The sequence below is a fragment of the Bacteroidota bacterium genome, from assembly GCA_018816945.1.
Taxonomy (GTDB): Bacteria; Bacteroidota; Bacteroidia; order Bacteroidales.
The window spans coordinates 1-18,636 of record JAHIVC010000076.1; the positions used below are offsets into that span (position 1 = coordinate 1).

At 32.7% G+C, this 18,636-nt stretch carries 18 protein-coding genes; 16 read left to right on the forward strand and 2 right to left on the reverse strand.

Translation table 11 applies throughout. The annotated features are described in order from the left end of the window. Window positions 1-284: 284 nt before the first annotated feature. From KKG99_12290 to KKG99_12365, 16 genes are all read left to right on the forward strand, one after another. Window positions 285-656 (forward strand): GxxExxY protein, encoded by a 372-nt coding sequence (locus KKG99_12290; protein MBU1013776.1) that lies wholly within the window; start codon window positions 285-287, stop codon window positions 654-656. Between the two features lie 41 nt (window positions 657-697). Then, window positions 698-1,675, forward strand: a complete 978-nt coding sequence (locus KKG99_12295; GenBank protein ID MBU1013777.1) for an NAD(P)-binding domain-containing protein — start codon at window positions 698-700, stop codon at window positions 1,673-1,675. Window positions 1,676-1,698: 23 nt separating this feature from the next. After that, window positions 1,699-3,171: a lipopolysaccharide biosynthesis protein gene (locus KKG99_12300; GenBank protein ID MBU1013778.1), complete on the forward strand. Its 1,473-nt coding sequence runs from the start codon at window positions 1,699-1,701 to the stop codon at window positions 3,169-3,171. Between the two features lie 359 nt (window positions 3,172-3,530). Further along, window positions 3,531-4,220 carry a hypothetical protein gene (locus KKG99_12305; protein ID MBU1013779.1) on the forward strand — a complete coding sequence of 230 codons (690 nt, stop codon included), beginning with the start codon at window positions 3,531-3,533 and terminating at the stop codon, window positions 4,218-4,220. Beyond that, window positions 4,217-5,296: a polysaccharide pyruvyl transferase family protein gene (locus tag KKG99_12310; GenBank protein MBU1013780.1), complete on the forward strand. Its 1,080-nt coding sequence runs from the start codon at window positions 4,217-4,219 to the stop codon at window positions 5,294-5,296. Before KKG99_12305 ends, KKG99_12310 begins: the two co-directional genes overlap by 4 nt. A 1-nt stretch (window position 5,297) precedes the next feature. Further along, the gene (locus KKG99_12315; GenBank protein ID MBU1013781.1) at window positions 5,298-6,293 is read left to right on the forward strand and encodes an N-acetylneuraminate synthase family protein; all 996 of its coding nucleotides are present in this window, start codon (window positions 5,298-5,300) and stop codon (window positions 6,291-6,293) included. Beyond that, complete coding sequence (locus KKG99_12320; protein MBU1013782.1) at window positions 6,293-7,306, forward strand: hypothetical protein; 1,014 nt, start codon at window positions 6,293-6,295, stop codon at window positions 7,304-7,306. Before KKG99_12315 ends, KKG99_12320 begins: the two co-directional genes overlap by 1 nt. Next, the gene (gene hisH, locus KKG99_12325) at window positions 7,303-7,920 is read left to right on the forward strand and encodes an imidazole glycerol phosphate synthase subunit HisH (protein ID MBU1013783.1); all 618 of its coding nucleotides are present in this window, start codon (window positions 7,303-7,305) and stop codon (window positions 7,918-7,920) included. Before KKG99_12320 ends, hisH begins: the two co-directional genes overlap by 4 nt. Next, window positions 7,914-8,732: an imidazole glycerol phosphate synthase cyclase subunit gene (locus KKG99_12330; GenBank protein MBU1013784.1), complete on the forward strand. Its 819-nt coding sequence runs from the start codon at window positions 7,914-7,916 to the stop codon at window positions 8,730-8,732. Before hisH ends, KKG99_12330 begins: the two co-directional genes overlap by 7 nt. Before the next feature lies 1 nt (window position 8,733). Continuing rightward, a complete protein-coding gene (locus tag KKG99_12335) occupies window positions 8,734-9,954 on the forward strand; it encodes an N-acetyl sugar amidotransferase (GenBank protein ID MBU1013785.1) in 1,221 nt (406 codons plus the stop codon). Further along, on the forward strand, window positions 9,944-10,939 hold the full coding sequence (locus tag KKG99_12340) for a class I SAM-dependent methyltransferase (GenBank protein ID MBU1013786.1): 996 nt from the start codon (window positions 9,944-9,946) through the stop codon (window positions 10,937-10,939). The genes KKG99_12335 and KKG99_12340 overlap by 11 nt, the downstream gene beginning before the upstream one ends. 47 nt (window positions 10,940-10,986) lie before the next feature. After that, window positions 10,987-12,813: a hypothetical protein gene (locus tag KKG99_12345; protein ID MBU1013787.1), complete on the forward strand. Its 1,827-nt coding sequence runs from the start codon at window positions 10,987-10,989 to the stop codon at window positions 12,811-12,813. A gap of 173 nt (window positions 12,814-12,986) precedes the next feature. Then, entirely contained in the window at window positions 12,987-14,042 is a 1,056-nt protein-coding gene (locus tag KKG99_12350; protein ID MBU1013788.1) for a Gfo/Idh/MocA family oxidoreductase, read from the forward strand. Further along, the gene (locus tag KKG99_12355; GenBank protein ID MBU1013789.1) at window positions 14,024-14,635 is read left to right on the forward strand and encodes a transferase; all 612 of its coding nucleotides are present in this window, start codon (window positions 14,024-14,026) and stop codon (window positions 14,633-14,635) included. Before KKG99_12350 ends, KKG99_12355 begins: the two co-directional genes overlap by 19 nt. Window positions 14,636-14,659: 24 nt before the next feature. Further along, window positions 14,660-15,757 carry a DegT/DnrJ/EryC1/StrS family aminotransferase gene (locus KKG99_12360; protein MBU1013790.1) on the forward strand — a complete coding sequence of 366 codons (1,098 nt, stop codon included), beginning with the start codon at window positions 14,660-14,662 and terminating at the stop codon, window positions 15,755-15,757. Further along, on the forward strand, window positions 15,754-16,854 hold the full coding sequence (locus tag KKG99_12365; GenBank protein ID MBU1013791.1) for a glycosyltransferase: 1,101 nt from the start codon (window positions 15,754-15,756) through the stop codon (window positions 16,852-16,854). The genes KKG99_12360 and KKG99_12365 overlap by 4 nt, the downstream gene beginning before the upstream one ends. 95 nt (window positions 16,855-16,949) lie before the next feature. Here KKG99_12365 and KKG99_12370 read toward each other — a convergent pair whose 3' ends face one another. Then, window positions 16,950-18,035, reverse strand: coding sequence for a DegT/DnrJ/EryC1/StrS family aminotransferase (locus KKG99_12370; GenBank protein MBU1013792.1), 1,086 nt, complete (start codon window positions 18,033-18,035; stop codon window positions 16,950-16,952). Beyond that, window positions 18,032-18,406: an FdtA/QdtA family cupin domain-containing protein gene (locus KKG99_12375; GenBank protein MBU1013793.1), complete on the reverse strand. Its 375-nt coding sequence runs from the start codon at window positions 18,404-18,406 to the stop codon at window positions 18,032-18,034. Before KKG99_12375 ends, KKG99_12370 begins: the two co-directional genes overlap by 4 nt. Between the last annotated feature and the right edge of the window lie 230 nt (window positions 18,407-18,636).

Sequence of the window (18,636 nt, forward strand, 5' to 3'; positions counted from 1 at the left end):
AACTCAAAGTTTCACAGAGAAAATTGATTTATTTTACCTTTGTGCGACTTGGTGACTTCTTAGTGTAACTCTGTGTAATAACAGCTAAAAAGAGAAAGAATTATTTCACAAAGTACCACAAAGTAAACACAAAGAATCACAAAGTAAAGTCAAAGTTTCACAGAGAAAATTGATTTATTTTACCTTTGTGCGACTTGGTGTCTTCTTAGTGTAACTCTGTGTAATTTTTGTGCCACGAAGAATCACAAAGTGAACACAAAGATCCACAAAGAATAGAACTTATTATGACTGAGAATGAGTTATCTAAAATTATAATTGGTTGTGCAATAGAGGTACACAAAAATCTGGGGCCAGGGTTATTGGAATCGGCTTATCAGGAATGTTTGTACTATGAATTAAAACAATTGGGATTAAAGGTTCAAAAAGAAAAACCGATGCCTATAATTTATAAAGAGGTTAAACTTGACCATGGATATAGAATAGATTTGCTGGTTGAAGAAAAGGTAGTTGTTGAGATAAAAACAGTTGAAACGCTCAATGATGTGCATACTGCACAAGTGTTGACTTATTTAAAATTGGGAAACTACAAACTTGGGTTACTACTTAATTTTCATGTTGCGATTCTAAAAAATGGCATCAAAAGATTGATAAATTAAAATGCTTACTTTTAATAATATTTAGCCTAAAAACAATTTACATGAATTCGAATAAAATTACCTTTATTGGTTCCGGATCTATTGCTACTGCACTGGCAAGTTCAGTCTCCTCAAAAATATCGGATAAAATCTATTTATTATCCATCGAAGAAGAGGTTATCGAATCCATAAACACCATCCACAGAAACAATAAATATTTCCCTTTTATTCCGCTGAACCATAATATCGTTGCGACTTCCGATATCAGTGTACTTAAAGACAGTGACATTATATTTCTGGCCCTACCTTCATCGATAGTGCTAAACTATATTCAGAAAAACAAAGACTCAATCAACGAAAAGGCGATTTTAATTAATCTTGCTAAAGGCTTTGGCGATGATAGAAGAACAATCATTCAAGGTCTTGAAGATATCACTAATAATCCACTTGCCACCTTAAAGGGCCCAAGCTTTGCCCGTGACATTATTAATAATTTCCACACGGGATTAACACTTGGCATTAACGACATTGATATAGCCCCTTCCATCAAAGAGCTATTTAAAGGAACAAATATTCATCTCGACTATTCGCAGGACATACTTGGAGTTGAGCTGATCAGCATCCTGAAAAATATTTATGCCATTGTGATGGGGATTGTTGATGCGCATTATAATTCGCCCAATTTGCGGTTTATGGTATTAACGAATGCTTTTCAGGAAATGCGCGGGATATTGAAACAATTTGGCGGTAAAGAAGAAACCCTGTTCAACTATTGCGGTTTTGGCGATTTTGGATTAACCGCTTTAAACGACCTTTCCAGAAACAGAACGATGGGATTATTGATCGGGAAAGGATTTTTAACCAAAGATATCTCAGATCAGGTATTACTGGAGGGCCGAATTGCCGTGAATGTTTTTTGCGAAGAAATCTCTAAAAAACATGCATTGGACAATTTCCATATTATTTCAGAGCTTTATAATGTTTTCTATAAAGAACAAAAGGTCACGACTTTTGTGAATTCGATTTTGAACAATAATTAAGCAAATAAACCCATAGCACAAATATGGATGAATTAATATCTGATAATCTTAAGCAAAAGGCAGCAACAGGTATAATTTGGAAATTCCTCGACCAGGGAGGCAAACAATTATTGCAACTTATTTCTGGTATATATATTGCCCGGATCCTATTACCCGATGATTATGGTCTGATAGGATTAATGACTATTTTTATTGGAATATCAATTGCATTTATAGATAGTGGATTTAGATCCGCACTTATCCAGAAAGGCACTGAGGTTACTCAGGATGATTATAATACTGTTTTCTATTTTAACATTGCAATCGGACTCTTTTTCTTCCTTCTTATTTATTGGGGAGCACCATTTATTGCACGGTTCTATAATGAACCACGTCTCATAATGATAGCTCGTGTTTTAGGTGTCAACCTTATATTTACATCCTTAGGACTGATTCACTTGACTATTTTTGAAAAAAATATCAACTTTAAAACCATAACAAAAATAAATCTTGTCTCCATTAGTATTTCTATAGCTTTGGGTGTTGGTATGGCAAGCTTCGGGTTTGGAGTATGGGCATTGGTTTCTATGGCTCTTTCAGAAAACCTTATCAGAACAATAATGTTGTGGATAATTAATAGGTGGCGTCCTAATCTTAGTTTTTGCATCAAATCATTCAAGGAACTTTATAGTGTAGGAGGTAAATTATTATTTGTTGGCATTCTGGTTCTATTTAATCAAAATTTTATTTCTATGGTCATCGGCAAGGTTTTCACAACTGCAGATGTTGGGTTTTATGCTCAGGCTCAAAAATTTCAAAGTAGAATAACTGAATTTATTTCAACTCCCATACAAGGAGTAATATTTTCGGTACAATCGATCATAAAAGATGATCTTCCGAGATTGAAAAATGCGGTACGCACCAATGTAAAAATAATTACGCTGTTTTCATTTCCCGCTATAATAGGTTTTATGGTTGTTGGAGAACCATTTATAAAGATTTTTTTAACAGAAAAATGGATGCCAAGTTTATTTTATCTTCACATGATATCGTTGGCAGCACTAATATTAGTACTCAGGGGAGCTACCAGCAGTTATGTATTTCCAATTGGAAAAGTTAATTTCATGGTTAGGATGACCATCTTTTCAAATATATTGTTATTAGTAATTATCGGTATTGGAGTTTTTTTCAAAGTTGATTTGAAACTTTTGGTTGCAGGAACCGTACTTCATGAATTCCTGTTTTTTATTATTTATTTCTACTTATCTCGTCCTCTCATTGGATACAAATTCCGAGAAGTTTTCGTCGATATTTTACCATCAACGATCAATTCAATAGTTATGGGAATAATTGTTTTTATCATTGGGAAACAGTTTGGAATAAGCATCCAAATTCTGATGCTCCAGGTTATAGTAGGTGCAACCACCTATTTATTCTTAAATTACGTTTTTAACAGACCAATGTATAATGAAATCTTAAACTTTGCAAAGACGTTGGTGAAGAAAAAAAGCAGTTAACCAAGTTTAATAATTAATTTGGTGCGACCAAAAAACTTATTTCAATAACAGCTAAATATGCATTCGTTTAATATTATTTACCAAATTTACTTGAATACTTAATGGCTAATGATACTAAAATATTACTATTTTTGCTATTCATCATTAATTAGATATGGATAGATATTAGATGCATTATTTAGATAATTTCTAATTTCAAATAATAACTTATTATTACAATTTCGCATTATATCAAGCTTTTAGATAAGTCAGGAAATACGAAAGAAAAAAATTAATTTATTATAAATAATTAGGTATAAGTACTAAATTCCGCTTTCGAATATTTTTTCGATAAAAAGAATTTATAGTCATGTGATTCTATGATAACAAACAAAGCGGTAATAATACTATCTAGGCTAGATTCTACAAGATTTCCAAATAAGGCATTAAAAAAACTTGGAAATAAAACATTGATAGAATGGTGCATAACTGCCTTGATGCCACAAAAACATTACAAAATTGTATTGGCAACAACTAACCGAGAAGTTGATAATCCTTTAATTGAAATTGCAAATAAATACGGAATTCAGTTTTATCGCGGAGATTGTGATAATGTTGCATTAAGGGTAAAAAATTGTTTAGAACAATTTAAGATTGATATTTTTGCTAGGGTTAATGGTGATAGTCCTTTCCCTCAAAGAGAATTAATCGAAGAGGGATTTAAAAGATTAGAAAATGATAATCTCGAATTTGTCACCAATTTAGCTGTTAGATCTTTCCCGTATGGTATTAGTGTTGAGATATTAAGGGCTCAAACTTATTTGGAACATTATAAAAATTTTCATTCAAACACACATAAGGAACATGTCACTTCTTATTTTTATGAAAACCTGAAAACATTTAACTTTCTCAATATCGATTATGGGAACAAAAATGATCATAATGTTAGGCTGGTTGTAGATACTCCAGAAGATTACCTTATAATCACACAAATTGCAGATGCATTAAGCCAAATAAACAATCCAACAACTGAAGATTTAGTTAAACTATATAAAAAGATTACCGCATGATAAATATATATTGTATTCGACCTAAAGGTTTTAATATTGGAAATGATGTTATTTTTTTAGCATTAAAGCATTTTATTAGAAAATCGTTTCAACAAAATGTAAATCTAATTTCGCTTCCTGCCACTGGGAAATACGAGAGCCAAAGAAAATCAGGAATAACTTCGCAAACTGTATATGAAATTAACCAATTTGGCCACGGTTTGATTATTGGCGGTGGTAATTTATATGAAAATGGGGAATTAGATGTTAACCCCACAGCTTTAAAAGCACTGGATGTGCCAATTATGGTATTTAGTTTGGCCCGTGGAAAAATTTACAACAAAAACATAGAACTAGTAGACAGAACTGATGTAATGACAGATGACAAAATCAGTATTCTTAACAAGAAAGCATTTATTTCTCTTTCAAGAGATAAAGCTACAAAAGAATATATCGATAAATTAGGTTGCGAAAACATACTCGGTGGCTGTCCAACCCTTTTTATGAATGAAATGCCTCAACACAATGTGCCAGTTAATGACTCGGATAAGACAGATGCCCTTATTTCAATAAGAACTCCATCATTAATGAGCATTCCTGTTGTGAACCAATATGAAGTTCGAGGCTTGATTCTTCAAATGATAAAAATCTTAAAACAAAAAGGATATAACAAAATCAAACTCCTTTGTCATGACCATCGTGACATTCCGTTTGCTGCTACCTTTGAAGGTATCGACTATTTCTTTACCGAAGATGTATATACCTTCTTATCATACTTGAAGAATACGCGATTAAATCTTACTTTCAGGTTACATTCTTTTCTCCCCTGTCTCGCTTATAATATCCCGGCGATCAAAATTAGCTACGATCAAAGAGCAATTAGTATGCTTGAAACCATTGGGATGCAGGATTGGAATATAAATCTACTTAAAGATGATGTGCTTATTGAACTCACAAAAAGATTAGAATCACTTGATAAATTATCTGAGATGAAAAATAAATTAATCTCCAATGAATGGCAAATACTCAAAACCACAATGGAAACAAATTGCAAAAAGTTTGCAAATCAGATAACTGCTGATCAAAATTCTAAATAATATGTTAGAGCCGAAAATTATCGCAGAAATTGGGACAAACCATAATGGTAATTTCGATACTGCTATTAAACTCATTGATGTCGCAGTAAATGCAAATGCAGATTCAGTTAAACTGCAAATAATTAACACTGAAGGATTATACCTGCCAGGTATTTACGAATTTGGGAATTATGATATCAGAGAAGTCAGGGCTATGAGGGATCGATATAAATTGTTGGATAGCGAATATCAAAATTTAGCAACCTATTCAATAACCAAAAACATTTCATTTTCTGCTTCTGTTTTTGATTTAAAAGGATTAGCATTGTTAATGGAGTTTAACCCACCGTATATTAAAATAGCATCAACAGATCTTAATAATATTTCTTTCCTTCGAAAAGTTGCAGAAAAAGGAAAGAAAATTATCATTTCCACAGGGATGTCAGAATTATCGGAAATTGAAAATACCATAAATGAAATCACCAAGACGGGCTTTAGTGACCTTGTTTTGATGCATTGTGTTTCAGCCTATCCAGCAAAATTAGAAAATATGAACCTAGGGTTTATTGATACCCTCAGGACACAATTCGGATTTCCTGTTGCATTATCAGATCATACTCAATCAAGTATTGCTGCTTGTTTAGCACTAACCAAAGAGGTTGTTTTTATTGAAAAACATATTACGTTAGATGTTAACCAGCATGGCTTTGATCATAAATATGCAGCTGAGCCAGAAGTTTTCAAACAGTACATTTATGATATAAAAAGAGCATACCAGGCGTTACAAGAACCAACTTCAAAACTGGCAGAAGATGAACAATACGTTAAAAAAAGAGCTAGACGGTCAATATACGCTGCCAGAGATATTTTAATTGATGAGATCATACACGAAAAAGACCTGTTAATTGTTAGGCCATCAAACATATTAACCGCAGACAAATGCGATTTGGTAATAGGTAAAAAAGCAAAAACAAAAATTCAACAATTTCAACCATTATCTCTAGAACTGATCTACTAATGAATTTATTAGTTATTTGTAAGGCGTCAACTCAAATTGGATTCGGTCATTTAATTCGATCTCGAACATTTGTTGAAAATGCATTAGAAGGAAATAAGAATCTTGATATAACCTTTTGTATTATTGGTGATTCCTCATTAAAACTATTACTGAAAGATCCAGCAATTACATTTTTATTATACGAAGACGAGAATCAAATATTATTAACAAAAAGTTATGATGCTATTATTTTCGATACCATAAATTTCAGCAAATCAGTATTCGATAAGATAAAATTTGATGCAAAAAAGATAATTTCGTTATCACCAGTATTTAATCTAATGCCTTTTGTTGATATATGTTTTAACCGAACTCAATACTGGGCAGAAGATATAGAGAAGTTAACTATAAAAAAATATGGAGGATTTGAATACGCACTCATTCAAAGAAATTGCAATAGAATTCATTCAATAATATATAAATACGGGCTAGATAAAAGATATTTTAATATAGCCATATCAATGGGGGGCGGAGATGCAGCAAATAAAACTTTAGAGGTTATTAAACAGTTAAAAAACATTATTGAACCTTTCACATTCTGGATAATGCTTGGTGAAGGTTACTCTCATTCATTTGATGAAATTGTAAATGAAATACGAAAAGTTAAAAAACACGAAATTATACTTGCAAAAACCAACCATTCAATGTGGAATGTTTTAAGTAATACTAGCCTATTAATTACGACAAGTGGGATTACATCATATGAAGCTGCTTATGCGGGCTTGCCAACAATTACTTTTTATGACTATAACAACCAATGGTTCTTATTAAAAGAACTTGTTGATACAAAACTTACTATTAATGGTGGCAAATTTTCAGATAATAGTACAAATAATCTAAGAAACATTTTAACAGATCTTTATCATGACAGATCAGTATTATATGATATGCATAAGAGATCAAAAAAACAATTTGACAATGAGGCTGCAAATAGAATTATAAATATTATTAGAGAAGAAGTACTGAAATCATGAAAATTGGCATAATTGATTATGGATCGGGCAACTTCACATCTGTATGGAATGCTGTTGGATCTCTTTCAAAAGAAATTACAAGAATCACAAAAAAAGAGGACTTTAATGGTTGCTCGCATATTATATTACCCGGAGTCGGTGCATATGGTGCGGCTTCAAATAAGATTTTTTCGCTTGATTTGTACGACACTTTGCACAATCATGTTTTAGATAAAAAAGTACCTTTTCTTGGGATTTGTGTTGGAATGCAATTATTATCAGAAAAAGGCTTTGAACATGGCGAGCACTCTGGTTTTGGTTGGGTTAAAGGAAATGTTAAGGTTATAGAATTCCCTAATATAAATTTGCCACTACCTCATATGGGATGGAATAGCTTGACAGACATGAACAATTCACCTTTATTTAAAGACATTGAGAATGATGCAACTTTTTATTTTGTTCACAGTTATTTCTTACAGTTAGAAACAACGGAAATTAAAACTGTAAATGTAGAATATGGAATAACATTTCCTGCTGCTCTTTCTCTCGAAAACATTCATGGGGTTCAATTTCATCCTGAAAAAAGTCAATTTTATGGAATGAAACTTCTGAAAAACTTTATTGAATTATGTTAAAAAAAAGAATTATTCCGGTAATTTTATTACGCAATGGAGTTATTGTTCAGAGTAGGAACTTTAAACGGTATCAGCTATTAGGAACCCCAACAGCTGCAGTTCAAAGATTAAGTAATTGGGCAAGTGACGAACTAATCTACCTTGATATTTCACCGATCCCTTATTATGATTTGAACAGAGATGACTTAAACCATGAGTCTTTTAATGACATTATTGATATTATTAAATTAGTTTCGGGAAAATGCTTTATGCCTCTCACTTTCGGAGGGGGAATTAGAACCATAGAAGATGTTCGAATCAGATTAAAACTTGGGGCAGATAAAATCAGCTTAAATACTGCTGCAATTGAGAGTCCTGAACTTATAAAACAATGCTCCGAAGAATTTGGAAAACAATGTGTAGTTGTAAGTATTGATTCTAAGAAAAATGAAAATGGTACTTACATGGTATATAAAGGTGGGAGAACTGAGACTAATTTAAATCCTTTTGACTGGGCTAAAGAAATTGAAAAATTAGGAGCTGGTGAGATTTTAATAAACTCCATGAACCTAGATGGTTCTGGACTTGGATTCGATTTAGATCTTATAGAAAACATTAGTAATAGCATAAATATTCCTACCATAGCCCTTGGTGGTGCAGGTAATTGGGATCATTTTGCAGAAGTGCTCAAAACAAGTGCCAGTGCAGTTGCTGCAGCAAATATCTTTCAACACACCGAAAACAGTGTGTATAATTGTAAAAAATATTTATTTGAAAAAGATTTGAACGTACGAAAACCATTAGAATTATTAAATACAAGCTTAAATTTATAGTATGGAAAGTAAAAGGAAAGAATTTTCAGAAATGCATTATTGTTCGAAATGCACTTATCCTCAAGTTTCAGTTAATCTCATTTTAGATGACGAAGGAGTATGCAGTGCCTGTAGAATGCAAGAAGATTTTGACGAACTAACGGCAGAATTTTGGAAAATTAAAGAAAATAAATTTAATGAACTTGTTGAATGGGCTAAAAAAACTGCAACTGGAAATTACGATTGCATCATTCCTGTTAGTGGAGGTAAAGATAGTTACTATCAAGTCCATAAAGCCATTGAACATGGAATGAAACCATTATTGGTTACTTATCATGGAAACAACTACCTGCCTGTGGGGCAGAGAAATCTTGACAAGATGAGACATGTATTTAACGCAGATCATTTGGTTTTCGGACCAAGTGAAGAAACGCTAACAAAGTTAAATCGACTTGGTTTTAAGATGATGGGAGATATGAACTGGCATGCTCATGCTGGTATTAAAACCTATCCTATGCATATTGCTGTTAAACTAAAAATTCCACTCGTTATATGGGGGGAAATAACGTGGTCTATTTCAGGAATGTTTTCGCCGAATGATTATATTCAGTATAATAAACGAACTGTATTTGAACATGATATGAGAGGATTTACCTTAAATGACATGATTGAGGAGAAAGAAGGTCTCATCGAAAAAGATCTTGTTTGGTTGAGAATGCCTTCCGATAAAGAATTTGAAGATGCAGGATCATTGGGGATCTATATAGGCAATTTCTTCAAATGGGATCCCAATGAACATGCTCATAAGATGAAAACTAAATATGGGTTTGAATTTGCCGAAGAACCTTTTGAAAGAACTTATAGAACAATGTCGAACCTTGATGATATGCATGAAAATGGGATTCATGATTATATGAAGTTTATTAAATTTGGCTATGGCAGAGCAACAGATCATGCCTCCAAGGATATCAGATCAGGTTATATGACACGTGAAGAAGGTATAAATATGGTTAAAAAGTATGATCATGTAAAACCAAGGAAAGATTTAGAACGCTGGCTTAAATATGTAGATATGACTGAGGCAGAATTTGATACTATTGCAGATGGATTCAGAGATCCCAGAGTTTGGTGGATTCAGGATGACCAATGGTGGAAGCAGAATATTTGGGGAGTGCCATCTTCATTTGGCAAAGTAAACTTACCAAAATCTAAACAAGAAAAATACAGAAGGAATGAAATTTAAAGAAATCGACATACGTCCAAGTGATTTAATGAAACTGAAAGAACCAGCATTAGAGCATGACAAACAATTCCTACTTGCGAGAAAAGATGAATTTATTAAAGTGAATTGCCCGGCCTGCTGTTCAGATGATCATTCCAAATGGGCTATTAAAGATAATTTTGATTATACAATCTGTAATCAATGTAATACAGTCTTCATGAACCCCAGAGCAAACGAACTCTTATTAGCAGATTTCTATAAACAGTCAAAGAATTATGAGTTCTGGAATAAATATATTTTCCCTGCGTCAGATGAGATAAGAAAAGAACGGATTTTTAAACCCAGGGCTCAAAAGGTAATAGATTTTTGCACTAAACATCAAATTAATGGAACTATATTAGAGGTTGGGGCAGCATATGGAACATTTTGCGAAGCGATTAAGGGTTTTAATTATTTCCAGAGAATTATTGCGGTAGAGCCAACACCAGATTTAGCTGAAACATGCAGAAAGAAAGATCTTGAGGTGTTTCAAGAACCAATCGAAAATGTAAAATTACCAAATGAATCAATTGATGTTGTGGTTAGTTTTGAAGTTATAGAACATTTGTTTAATCCCAAAGATTTTATTATCAATTGCACATCAATGTTAAAAAAGGGTGGACTATTCATCTGTACATGCCCAAGTATAGATGGATTAGGCACACTTGTCCTTAAAGAAAAAGCCAAAGTTATTGACCATGAACATTTGAACTATTTTTCACCATCATCTCTGGCGTTACTATTCCAAGATTGTTGTTTGGAAATCTTAGAAGTTTCAACTCCAGGAGAACTTGACGTTGATTTGTTGAAAAATGCTTTTATAGAAAACCCTGAAGACTTTTCAGATCAACAATTCATAAGTAAAATCTTGAGTTCCGAAGAAGAAAAAATTAGAAACAATTTTCAGGATTTCTTGAAGAAAAATTTATTATCATCACATTTATGGATTATAGGTAGAAAAAAATAATCCTACATATAAACAACTTTTAATCAAGACAATAAAACATTAATCTCATGAGTAAAGTCCTATTTTTTTCACCAAATTCTGCAGTAATATATTGGTCCTATCCAGAAGCACTCATTGCTCATGCTCTGCAAATTGAGAAAACCGAGGTTGTATACATAACTTGTGGGAGAGCTTTTGAAACTTATTGTGTATCGATGTCAGCTTTTAGTCTCAATAAGGATTCAAGCCATAAGCGTAAAAAAGAAATTTGTGCTTTATGTTTTCATAATAAAAATAAAATAAAAAATAAATTTGGTATAGCAGGATATGATTTAATTAGTCAACTTTCTAAAGAAGATGAGCAAAAGATTAATAATACAATTCGAAATATCACAAGAGATAACTATTTAGATTTTAAAGCTGAAAATATACAGCTAGGACGGTTGGCATTATTTGAAGTTTTAATTACTCATAAAAAAAACAATCTAGAATTTAATGATGATGAATGGAGAGAATATTTAATTGCTTTACGAAATACTTTGATTTCTTATTATTGCGCAAAAAAAATACTTGAAAAAGAAAAGCCGACTTCAATTGTAACATATTCCTCCGATTATTCTGTAAATCATGCATTTTGTTTGGTTGGATCATCCATGGGAATACCTTTCTATGATTTACATCTTGGTGGAAATATTTCAGATGCAAAAAACTATTTACTTATAGCAAAAAATTATGCGACATTCTATTTTAAAGAACTTATTAGGCATTGGCCTTCATATAAAGTAATTACTTGTGACAATCATGTAATGAAATTAATAACGGACCATTTCATTGAATTGTTTAAAGGAATTCATCATGATGCTTATTCTGCAAGAAAATCAAAAAACAGCATAAATATTCGAGAAAAATTTAGTATCAATAAAAACCAAAAAATTTTAGTTGCCACTATGAGCAGCTACGATGAAAGATTTGCTGGCGAAGCTAACGGAAGATATCGTTCCGATCTATCTTTATTATTTCCAACTCAAATTGAATGGGTTAAAGAATTAATAAAAATTGTAAAAAAGCGAGATGATTTATTTTTAATTATAAGAGTCCATCCAAGAGAATTTCCAAATAAGAGGGAATCAGCACGATCCGAACATTCTATTTTATTAGGAGAGATTTTTATTAACCTACCTAATAATGTAAAAGTTAATTGGCCAACAGATAATATCTCATTGTATGATATTGCTTGTGAAACCGATGTGTTTTTAAACGCTTGGTCTAGTGTTGGAAAAGAAATGAGTTTATTAGGGATACCTGTTGTTATATATTCTTCTGATCTGGTAAATTATCCTGCTAATTTGAATTATTTAGGTTCTACCTTAGTTAAATATACTGAAAAAATAGATCAGGCTTTAAAGGACGGATGGTCGTTTGAGCGTATCCGACATACATATCGATGGTACGCACTCGAGCACTATTATGGTCTAATTAATATCTCTGAAGGTTATCCTAACATACAAATAAAATTTAATACTATTCGAAGAGTTTTTTTTAAAATATTAAAAAAAGTTACCTTTATTAATTGGTTTGCTTTTACAGAAATTGACAGATTATTTTTCAAGAAAAATGGAACTACACTGACTTCAAGCCATCTTCTCAAAAAAATCATTGTAGGGGGTGAAAATACTCTTTTAGATATAATTGAACCAAGTGCAATTGAACAAATAAGTATTGAAGATGAAACCGAATTAATAAAAATAGAGATTCAAAGGTTATTAAAGGCTCTGAAGCCAAATAATGAGGTGCGTTTTTCATCCACTCTCACATTAATTAACAAATTAGAATCTACCATTAATTATGTTGATACCAAAGAAAGTAAATATGAATTTCAAAATATTAATTATTAAACCCAATATATAAGTGATGTGATAAATTTCTAATAATTGGTAATTTTGTTTATTAGTCATATTCGTAATTCCCGAGTTTCTGAACGAAGATTATTTATTATAAACTGTAATTTTATGGTAAATAAGGTTAAATTGATGCATTAAATATTTGGGGATTTATAAAAAATAAAGAAATGTTAAAATTCGCACTGGTAGGCTGTGGTAGGATAGCCAAAAGACATAGTGAATTACTTGGTTTTAATAAAATAAAAAATGCCAAACTTGTAGCGGTTTGTGACATTATTGAAAAGAAAGCAAAAGCTATTGGCCAACAATTCAACATTCCATATTATACCGATATGGATAATATGATGCTATTGGAAGACATTGATGTGGTAAGTGTATTGACCGAAAGCGGCAATCATGCTCAAAATGTAATCAATTTAGCAAAATACGGGAAGCATATTATAGTTGAAAAACCTATGGCATTAACATTAGATGATGCAGATCGGATGATTGTCGCATGCATGGAATCTGGAAGCAAACTTTTCATTGTAAAGCAGAACAGGTTTAATGTCCCTGTTTTAAAACTTAAAGAAGCACTTGATACACATCGGTTTGGAAAATTAGTACTCGGTACTGTTCGGGTGAGATGGTGCCGGACTCAAGAATATTATGATCAGGCACCATGGAGAGGTACCTGGGCACAAGATGGTGGAGTATTAGCTAATCAGGCCAGCCACCATGTCGATTTGTTAGAATGGATGATGGGAGATATTGAAAGTGTATTTGCAAAAAGCATTACAGCCCTTGTAAATATTGAAGCAGAAGATACCGCTGTTGTTACTTTGAAATTCAAAAATGGAGCCTTAGGTATCATTGAAGCTACAACTGCTGCCAGACCTAAGGATCTGGAAGGATCCATTTCCATTTTAGGAGAAAAAGGAATGGTTGAAATAGGAGGTTTTGCTGTTAATAAAATGATCCATTGGAATTTTCAAAAGGAAATAGAAGGAGACACAGATGTTCTGGGAAAATATTCAGTAAATCCACCAAATGTTTATGGATTTGGTCATCAGGCATATTATGAAAATGTTGTTGACTGCCTTTTTAATAATTCTACACAATTTGTAGACGGTCTTGAAGGAAGAAGAAGCCTAGAACTTATCAGTGCAATTTATGAATCAATCGAAACCGGTAAAGAGGTATTTCTTCGTTTTCATCCTAATAAATGCAAATTAGGATTATGACAATTGCACAAACTGCCATCATCTATCCAAATGTTGAATTTGGAGACAATGTTATTGTTGAGGATTATTGTATTATTGGAGTTCCATTTAAAGGTCAAATAGATGAAAAGACTATAATTGGTAACAATGCAATTATACGTTCGCATACTATCATCTATGCAGGCAATAAGATTGGCTCAAATTTCCAAACCGGAAATAAAGCTAATATACGTGAGCTAAATAAAATAGGCGACAATGTCAGTATTGGAACTCTAAGCGTAGTTGAACATCACGTTACAATTGCAGACAATGTTCGGATTCATACTCAGGCATTCATTCCAGAATACACCATTTTAGACGAAAGTTGTTGGTTAGGGCCCAATGTTGTAATTACCAATGCAAAATTCCCGGCACATCCCAATACAAAAAATGAGTTAAAAGGAGTTCGTGTTTTTAAAAAAGCAAAAATTGGGGCAAATAGTACCATATTGCCCGGTATTCAGATTGGTGAAAATTCATTGGTTGGTGCCGGTAGTGTTGTCACCAAAAATGTGAAACCAGAAATGGTAGTTGCAGGAAACCCAGCCAAAGAACTTTACAAAATATTTTACTAAAACTAACAGTAATCCAATTAATATATGATTGAATTTCTTGATCTAAATAAACAATACCATAGTATTAAAGAGGAGATAGATTCTGCTATTATGGCTGTTATTCATGAAAGTGCCTTTATAAGCGGAAAATATGTCGAAATTTTTGAAAAAGAATTCGCTACTTATCAGGTTGCGGATTATTGTGTTGGCGTAGCTAATGGAACTGATGCAATTGAAATAGCCATTGAAGCACTTAATCTTCCTAATGGAAGTGAAATTATTGTGCCTGCTAATAGTTTTATCGCATCTTCAGAAGCCATTACCAGATCAGGACACCGTGTTGTTTTTTGTGATTGTGATGAAAATAACTACACGATATCGATAAGGAGCTTAAAAGAAAAGCTCACTCAAAAAACAAGGGCAGTCTTAGCAGTTCATCTTTATGGACATCCTTGTGATATGGATAAAATTTTAAGCATTGCATCACAGAACAATTTGAAAGTTATTGAGGATTGTGCACAGGCACATGGTGCTGAGTATAAAGGCAAGAAAGTAGGCACTATTGGAGATATTGCGACTTTTAGTTTTTTCCCTAGTAAAAACTTGGGAGCGTATGGAGATGGTGGTGCAATTCTTACAAACAATGCCCACTTAGCTGAAAAATGCAGAATGATTGCAAATCATGGTCGGATCGAAAAATACAATCACAAATTTGAAGGCAGAAACTCAAGATTAGATGGTTTGCAAGCTGCCATTTTATCGGTGAAACTAAAACATTTAGATGATTGGACAAATCGAAGAATAGCCATTGCCGATTATTATCTTGAAAATTTAAAAAGCATTACAGAAATAGTTTTGCCTAAAAGAGAATCTTGGGCTAAACAGGTTTATCATTTATTTGTAATCCGATCAAAAAACAGAGATAAACTGAAAGAATATTTAAAGAAAAATGGAATTTTATGTGGGATTCACTACCCCATCTCCTTGCCTAAGCTTGAAGCATATCACTACACAAATCAAGCTTGTGAAGATTTTGCTGCCAATAGAAATGATAAAGAGTTATTAAGTTTGCCAATGGGAGAGCATTTGGGCACAGATAATTTAATTGAAATCGTCCATACAATTAAAGAGTTTTACAAATGAATATCCTTATATTAACTAAAACAAAGAAAAAGATACTTAAGCCCACTCATAAAACAGTATCTGATTATATAAAAAATGAAGATTTCTTCTATGGTTGGAATGAGGGATTCAAAGCGGATGGCCATCAGACCTTCTTGAATTGGGAGGAAAGTTTTTTTCTTCCCGTAAGTCTAAAAATTAAATTTCTGCTCTTATATAGAATTCTACATTTCTCAATGAGTCTAACTAGATTATCATGCTTAGATCGATATTTATTTTCAAGAAAAATTGCGAAATTTTGCAAATTGAACAAAATTAATGCTGTGTTCACAGAAATAAATATTTCAATAGCCCCAAAAATCATTAAAGACCTAGTTCCAGATGTTGTTATTACTCAATGGTATGGCATCTTTCCAGAAATGAGCAACAAGGAGACCTTGAAGATTTTATCACAATATGATCTAATTTGGGGGCCAGTTGAATTTGACCATACCAAGGTGTTTTTTGAAGGTATAGAGAATCTAAAATATATTGGGTGTGCAGTAGACGACAATATGTTTTATTATGATTTTGACCCCGTTTATGCATATGATGTTGTTTTTGTGGGTGGGATTGGGAAAGGGCATAGTAATAGAATTGAGACTTTAGAAGCAATCGCCAATAATATTTCCTCATTTGCTTTTTATGGTTATGGGGAGGAAAATATACCAAAAGGGTATAAATTAAAAGAAAAATTTAAAGGCTGGGTAAATACTGACGAAATGAGAAAACTATTCTCCAGTTCACGTATAGCCATAAATCTTACATTAGATGGCTATGATAGAATCAAAAAAGGTTTTAATGCCAGGCTTTTTGAAATTGCCGCGTGTGGTGGAGCACTGCAAATGGTCAAATCAGATGAAAAAATAAATGAATTTTATACCGTTGATGAAGAAGTTATTACTTTTAACAATAATGATGATTTGGTAACCAAAATAAATATTTATCTATCACAAAAAGAAGCCTCCGATAAAATTGCAAAATCGGCTATGATAAAGACTAGTAAATACACATATTTTGAGAAGGCAAAACTAGCTACAGAAATAATGAAAAATTATCATTCGAGTACGAATAATTAAACAGTAAATATTCTAAGCCTAAAAAATATTTTTTAGAGCTAGCAGGTTTCATAATTGCTTATTTATTATCCAGTTAGCACTCAGCCTCATTAAAACTAATTCTTAAACTCATTTATAATTTCAATCACCCTTATAATTTCTTCTTCAGCATGAAAATAAGAAATGGGCAAACTGAGCGTAGTTTCGTGAATTTCCTCACTGATGGGATAATCACCATCTAAAATGCCTGCCATGGCTTTTTGCTTATGCGGTGCTAAGGGATAATGGATTTCCGTTTTAATTTCATTTTCCAGTAAATAAGCCCTTAGTTCGTCTCTTTTATGATGCCTGATATTATAAATATGATAAACATCAAAATGATCCTGATCAACAACCGGTTTAATAAAACGATCGTCCAGATGTGCATGATAGCATGCTGCTAATGCTCTTTTATGATTGGTGATATCATCAAGTACTTCTAATTTTACTGATAATAAACCGGCCTGAATTTCATCGAGTCGCGAATTATAGCCAATCCTGTCATTATAATATTTTTTACTGCTCCCATAATTCCTTAAAGAATATATTTTATCGGCGAAATCTTTGCTGTTTGTAGTAATGGCCCCGGCATCACCTAAAGCTCCAAGGTTTTTAGTCGGATAAAAGCTGAAACATCCGATTCCAAATGAACCGATTTTCCGGCCCTTATACAAAGCACCATGAGCTTGCGCGCAATCTTCGATCACTTCCAATTGATATTTCTTCGCGAAGGCCATAACAGGGTCCATGTCGCAACTTTTTCCATATAAATGAACCGGTAATATCGCTTTCGTGTTTGCCGTGATTTTAGCTTCTATTTTTGCAGGGTCGATATTATAAGTTCTGATGTCGGGCTCAACCAAAACAGGTTTAAACCCATTGCGAAGTATTGCTAAAATGGTGGCGATATAAGTATTTGAAGGAACAATGATTTCACTGTTTTCGGGAAAATCCAAAGCATCGATGGCAAGCACCAATGCATCAAGCCCTGAAGCCAAACCTATGCAATAATCGGTAGTGCAAAAAGCGGCAAAATCCTTTTCAAAGTCGGATACATTTTTGCCTAAAATATACCACCCGCTTTTTAAAATTTCGTCAAATTTTTCCTGATACTTTGCGAAAAGTTTTTCATTTACTTTTCCCAGATTTTCATATTCTATCATAAGTATTTATCATAAATATAATCATTTGCATCGAACGACTCGGAGGCAAATACCAGCAACACTGAATTCTCACTAAAATTACTCATAACATGCCAATCCTTTGGTTCCAGTATTAAACATTTACCCGGATCATCAAGTAAAAATGCTTCCTGTTTGGCCCCGTTATGATTAGAAATCACACAACTTCCATTGAGGCAAATTGCAGCCTGATAAGTAGTTTTATGACGGTGCCCGCCCCTTAATGATTGATCAACACCATAAATATAAAACACCCTTTTAACTTTGAAAGGCAATTCTTTTTCAATATCATTGATTACCGTTAGGTTACCACGGGCATCATGATGCGTTTTTAGATCTAACAAATGTGCCATATTATCTTTCTAATACGAGTTTTTTTTGAGAAATTTGTGTCAGTTTGAGTGTTTCTTTATTCCGGAATATATCGAAAACAAGCAATTTTGATTATAAAAACTTATTCTCGATACGATTTTTCTTCGAAAAATCACTCGAATTGACGTTTCTTCATAAAATATCTTTTTCATCAAACTCAGTTAATAATTCTTTTGTATTGTAAACATTATATTCTCTCCTTCGACTTTTC